Here is a 3,551-nt window from a genome sequence, read left to right on the forward strand (position 1 = left end):
CCCCTGAATTTCTTCCCCACATATCCCCATTGGGCTGGGCGCACATTCTACTGACTGGCGAATATCTTTGGCCCAAGGAACCGAAAGCTTAGGGTGTCATTTCGCCCTCAGCCGGAACCGACCCCTTTGAGCGGTGCGCGTAATGAGACGTTATGGTAAATCTGGATCAGTGACTTGTTTTGGAGTGCGTGGGTGGATTTATGGGGCGCAAAATACCGTAATGCACATCCCCTGAATGCTGTGTGATTTGGCCCATACATTCGTTCAAAATAGCGGTAGATTTACATGCAAAAAAATGATAAAATAAACTGGCAATGACACTTAGGAGGCGTTGGTGGTTCTTAAGAACCACCAACGCCTCCTAAGTGTCATTGCCATGGTTAAGTTGTTGTTTTTTAAGGTTATTTTTCCGAAGTTTAAGTTTTTTTCTCAAAAAATACTACCCTCACCCTTCATTAGCTTGACTGGCATAGTTTCTCAGATCAAAATCACCTCAAATTACCTGTACGGTAAATTACCGTACCGTGCATATCGTCATGTGGTATAAACCACTGTGAGCATTAGCTCAGGAGTTGTTATGAACGCAGTAAGAAAGGAGCGGTTCGAGTTTCGTCTGCCCGAAGCTGCGAAGCGCCGTATTGAAGAAGCTGCTGTTATTTCTAAAGTGTCCGTATCTCAATTTGTAATGGAGTCTGCGACTTTTAGAGCTGAAACAGTTATTAATGAACATCGCCGCTTGATCGTTGAAGAGGATGTTTGGGAGCAAGTCATGGCTGCCCTTGAACGCCCTCCAGCACCAACACAAAGTATGTGTAAAGCGTTTGAGCGTTATAACTCTGAGGAGAGTTGGATTTGCGATTAATCCCTGGTTTTCAACCTTTTGACTTGTGTGCTGAGTACAGCATGGCGAACTTTAGCTGTGGAGTCACACATTTAGATGAGTTTTTGAAAACCGATCTCCACAAAATGCAGGGGCGTAGCCTATTAAAGGGCTACGTTCTGCTTTCTGATGATGAAATTCCAGAAATTATGGGGTACTACACGCTGAGCGGTGCATCGTTCGAACGAGGGCATTTGAGTAACCGCCTGAGGAAGAAAATTCCTTACTCGAACATGCCGGCAGTGCTGTTAGGTCGTCTTGCTATCGATCAACGAATTCAGCGAAAAGGTTTTGGTGAGTTACTAATTGTCGATGCTATCCATAAAGTGAGGGCTACTGCTGGACAGATTGGTATCTATGCCATGTTTGTTGAGGCGCATCCTGGAGCTTCATCTTTTTACACAAGAATGGGATTCATTCCATCATCAATGGCTGATGATAATAAAACATTTTTCTACCCAGCTAATCAGTTTGATGATCTTATCTTTGGCGATAAATGCTAGAGTACTTTCACATATATCTATGAGATATATGTGAAAGTAAAAAAAAAACCACCCGGCAAGGTGGCTTTTTTAAGGTTGGTGAACCGGCAAGTTCACTAAACCAAGGTAACTGGCTAAAGAGGAGCTAGTCACCAAATCAGTCCTTTCAGTTTAGCCTTAACCGGCGCATAACTTCAAGACTAACTCCTCTAATCAGTTACCAGTGGCTGCTGCCAGTGGCGCTTTGTCGTGCCTATTCGGGTTGGACTCAAGACGATAGTTACCGGATAAGGCGCAGTAGTCGGACTGAACGGGGGGTTCGTGCATACAGTCCAGCTTGGAGCGAACTGCCTACCCGGAACTGAGTGTCAGGCGTGGAATGAGAAAAACGCGGCCATAACAGCGGAATGACACGGGTAAACCGAATGGCAGGAACAGGAGAGCGCACGAGGGAGCCACCTATCAGAAATGATAGGTATCTTTATAGTCCTGTCGGGTTTCGCCACCACTGATTTGAGCGTTTGTTTCTGTAATGCTTGTCAGGGGGGCGGAGCCTATGGAAAAACGGCAACGCCGCGGCCTTCTCCTTGTCCTCTCTGGCTATCCGCGCTCTCGTCTCATGCCCTTATACGTGAGTTGCGACCGCTCGCCGCAGTCGAACGGCAGGAGCATAGCGACTGAGTGAGCGAGGAAGCGGAAAAGAGACTGGTTTGACACTGAGCACTGACGCTCTGAGGCCCTTTATGACTAAACAACAGAAAACAGCGCTGAATATGGCTAAATTCATCCAGAATCAGTCTCTGCTTCTGCTGGAGAAGCTTAACGAGTTTGATCTCGATATCGAGGCCGACCTTTGTGAGAAACTCCACGATGATGCGGAGCATCTTTTCCGTACACTGTCCTCGAGACTGGATGAATTACAGGATGGTAACTGATGGCCAGAGTGTCTATTAGTGAAGCGGCACGGCTTGTTAAGGTTAGTCGCCCCACAATTTACAAGATGATTAACAGTGGGAAACTAAGTTACACCTCTGTTGTAAAGCATGGGAAAAACACTAAAGTTATTGATACATCAGAGCTTATTAGGATTTTTGGCTCGCTGTATGGTGGGGAAGACACTGTAAAACATGATGTAAACGGTGACGCAGGCGCTACAGCGGTTAACATCCTTGGTTTACATGATTTACAGCATAAAATTGCTTTGCTTGAAGCTGAAAACGATGGTCTTAAAGGGGCTGTTAAAGCTCGTGATGAACATATCGATTCTCTTCGCCAGGCTATGCAGCTTCTGGAACACAAGCACGAACCCTCTCCACAAGTTCATTCTCCGTGGTGGAAATTCTGGAAAAAATCCTGACCCCGTCATGCTTCAGTTTTCCTTTCCGGCCATCCCGTGGAGTTCCTGAACCTTCCCAAAAATCGTCAGATCTCTGAACGCTCCTCACCACTAAAAATACCCACACACTACGCAAAATTAAATTTTTGCAGATTTGTATTTAATATCAGTAGTTTATTTTCCTGATATTTCGTTTTTTAAATTTCATTTACATAGATCCGACTCTATGACGAGTCGTCATAGAGTCCCCGGCGAGTCGCCATAGAGTCGGTAACGACTCAGGACTATAAAAACAATGAGTTAATAACGACCCGACTCTAGACCCGACTCCCCGGTTGGTTTTTTTTAGACTCGGCGACTCTAGGTACGACTCTAGTGAAGAGTCGCCGGTGAATCGTGTGGTGAGTCGTCCGGCGACTTGCCATAGCGTGATTGCCGGGCGTCGACGAACTCGATTCCTGAACGTGCTGAAAACCGGTTTTCCGGCTGCGCCGGCAACGCTTCACGGCCACGCAATAAATTGCGTCCCCGTTCACCGTTTTCAGTCGGGTTTGGTGCGGGTTTTGAGTTGTCTGGCGTGAATTCAGGATGAAATCTGCCTCCAGCCAGTCTGGTGCATAACAATTCATACCCGTAAAACCCATCAGCGCGATTTTGAGGCGTTTTCAGGGGGTAAGACGTAGGATTTAATGGGTTACGCCCCAGAATCGTTTCTGGAGCGTTTGAGGGGTCGGTTCCGGCTGAGGGCGAAATGACACCCTAAGCGTTAGCTCTGTGTCGTTGCACGATGTCAGCGACGGTATTCTTGCTGATACCGAGCTCGCGTGCGATCCAGCGATAGCTGCGTCCCTCG

At 46.9% G+C, this 3,551-nt stretch carries 5 protein-coding genes; 4 read left to right on the forward strand and 1 reads right to left on the reverse strand.

Annotated elements, in window-relative coordinates; genetic code table 11:
* Positions 1-577 precede the first annotated feature (577 nt).
* Positions 578-862, forward strand: a complete 285-nt coding sequence (locus K2184_RS28830) for a DUF1778 domain-containing protein (protein ID WP_044316655.1) — start codon at positions 578-580, stop codon at positions 860-862.
* The gene (locus K2184_RS28835) at positions 853-1,383 is read left to right on the forward strand and encodes a GNAT family N-acetyltransferase (RefSeq protein WP_094334151.1); all 531 of its coding nucleotides are present in this window, start codon (positions 853-855) and stop codon (positions 1,381-1,383) included. Before K2184_RS28830 ends, K2184_RS28835 begins: the two co-directional genes overlap by 10 nt.
* 192 nt (positions 1,384-1,575) lie before the next feature.
* On the opposite strand, the gene K2184_RS28840 is transcribed toward K2184_RS28835, so the two are convergent.
* The gene (locus K2184_RS28840) at positions 1,576-1,689 is read right to left on the reverse strand and encodes a replication initiation protein (protein WP_071996524.1); all 114 of its coding nucleotides are present in this window, start codon (positions 1,687-1,689) and stop codon (positions 1,576-1,578) included.
* A 416-nt stretch (positions 1,690-2,105) separates the two neighbouring features.
* Between K2184_RS28840 and K2184_RS28845 the strand changes: the two genes are divergently transcribed.
* Complete coding sequence (locus K2184_RS28845; protein WP_080922787.1) at positions 2,106-2,297, forward strand: Rop family plasmid primer RNA-binding protein; 192 nt, start codon at positions 2,106-2,108, stop codon at positions 2,295-2,297.
* Positions 2,297-2,719: a helix-turn-helix domain-containing protein gene (locus K2184_RS28850; RefSeq protein ID WP_080922785.1), complete on the forward strand. Its 423-nt coding sequence runs from the start codon at positions 2,297-2,299 to the stop codon at positions 2,717-2,719. The genes K2184_RS28845 and K2184_RS28850 overlap by 1 nt, the downstream gene beginning before the upstream one ends.
* Positions 2,720-3,551: the final 832 nt, after the last annotated feature.

Origin of the sequence: Klebsiella sp. K5-306 (assembly GCF_051835185.1) — a bacterium.
Classification (GTDB): domain Bacteria; phylum Pseudomonadota; class Gammaproteobacteria; order Enterobacterales; family Enterobacteriaceae; genus Klebsiella; species Klebsiella oxytoca.

Coding starts and splice junctions, on each gene's coding strand:
- K2184_RS28830 (WP_044316655.1), top strand. CDS start 578: ATGAACGCAGTAAGAAAGGAGCGGTTCGAGTTTCGTCTGCCCGAAGCT.
- K2184_RS28845 (WP_080922787.1), top strand. CDS start 2,106: ATGACTAAACAACAGAAAACAGCGCTGAATATGGCTAAATTCATCCAG.
- K2184_RS28850 (WP_080922785.1), top strand. CDS start 2,297: ATGGCCAGAGTGTCTATTAGTGAAGCGGCACGGCTTGTTAAGGTTAGT.
- K2184_RS28840 (WP_071996524.1), bottom strand. CDS start 1,689: ATGCACGAACCCCCCGTTCAGTCCGACTACTGCGCCTTATCCGGTAAC.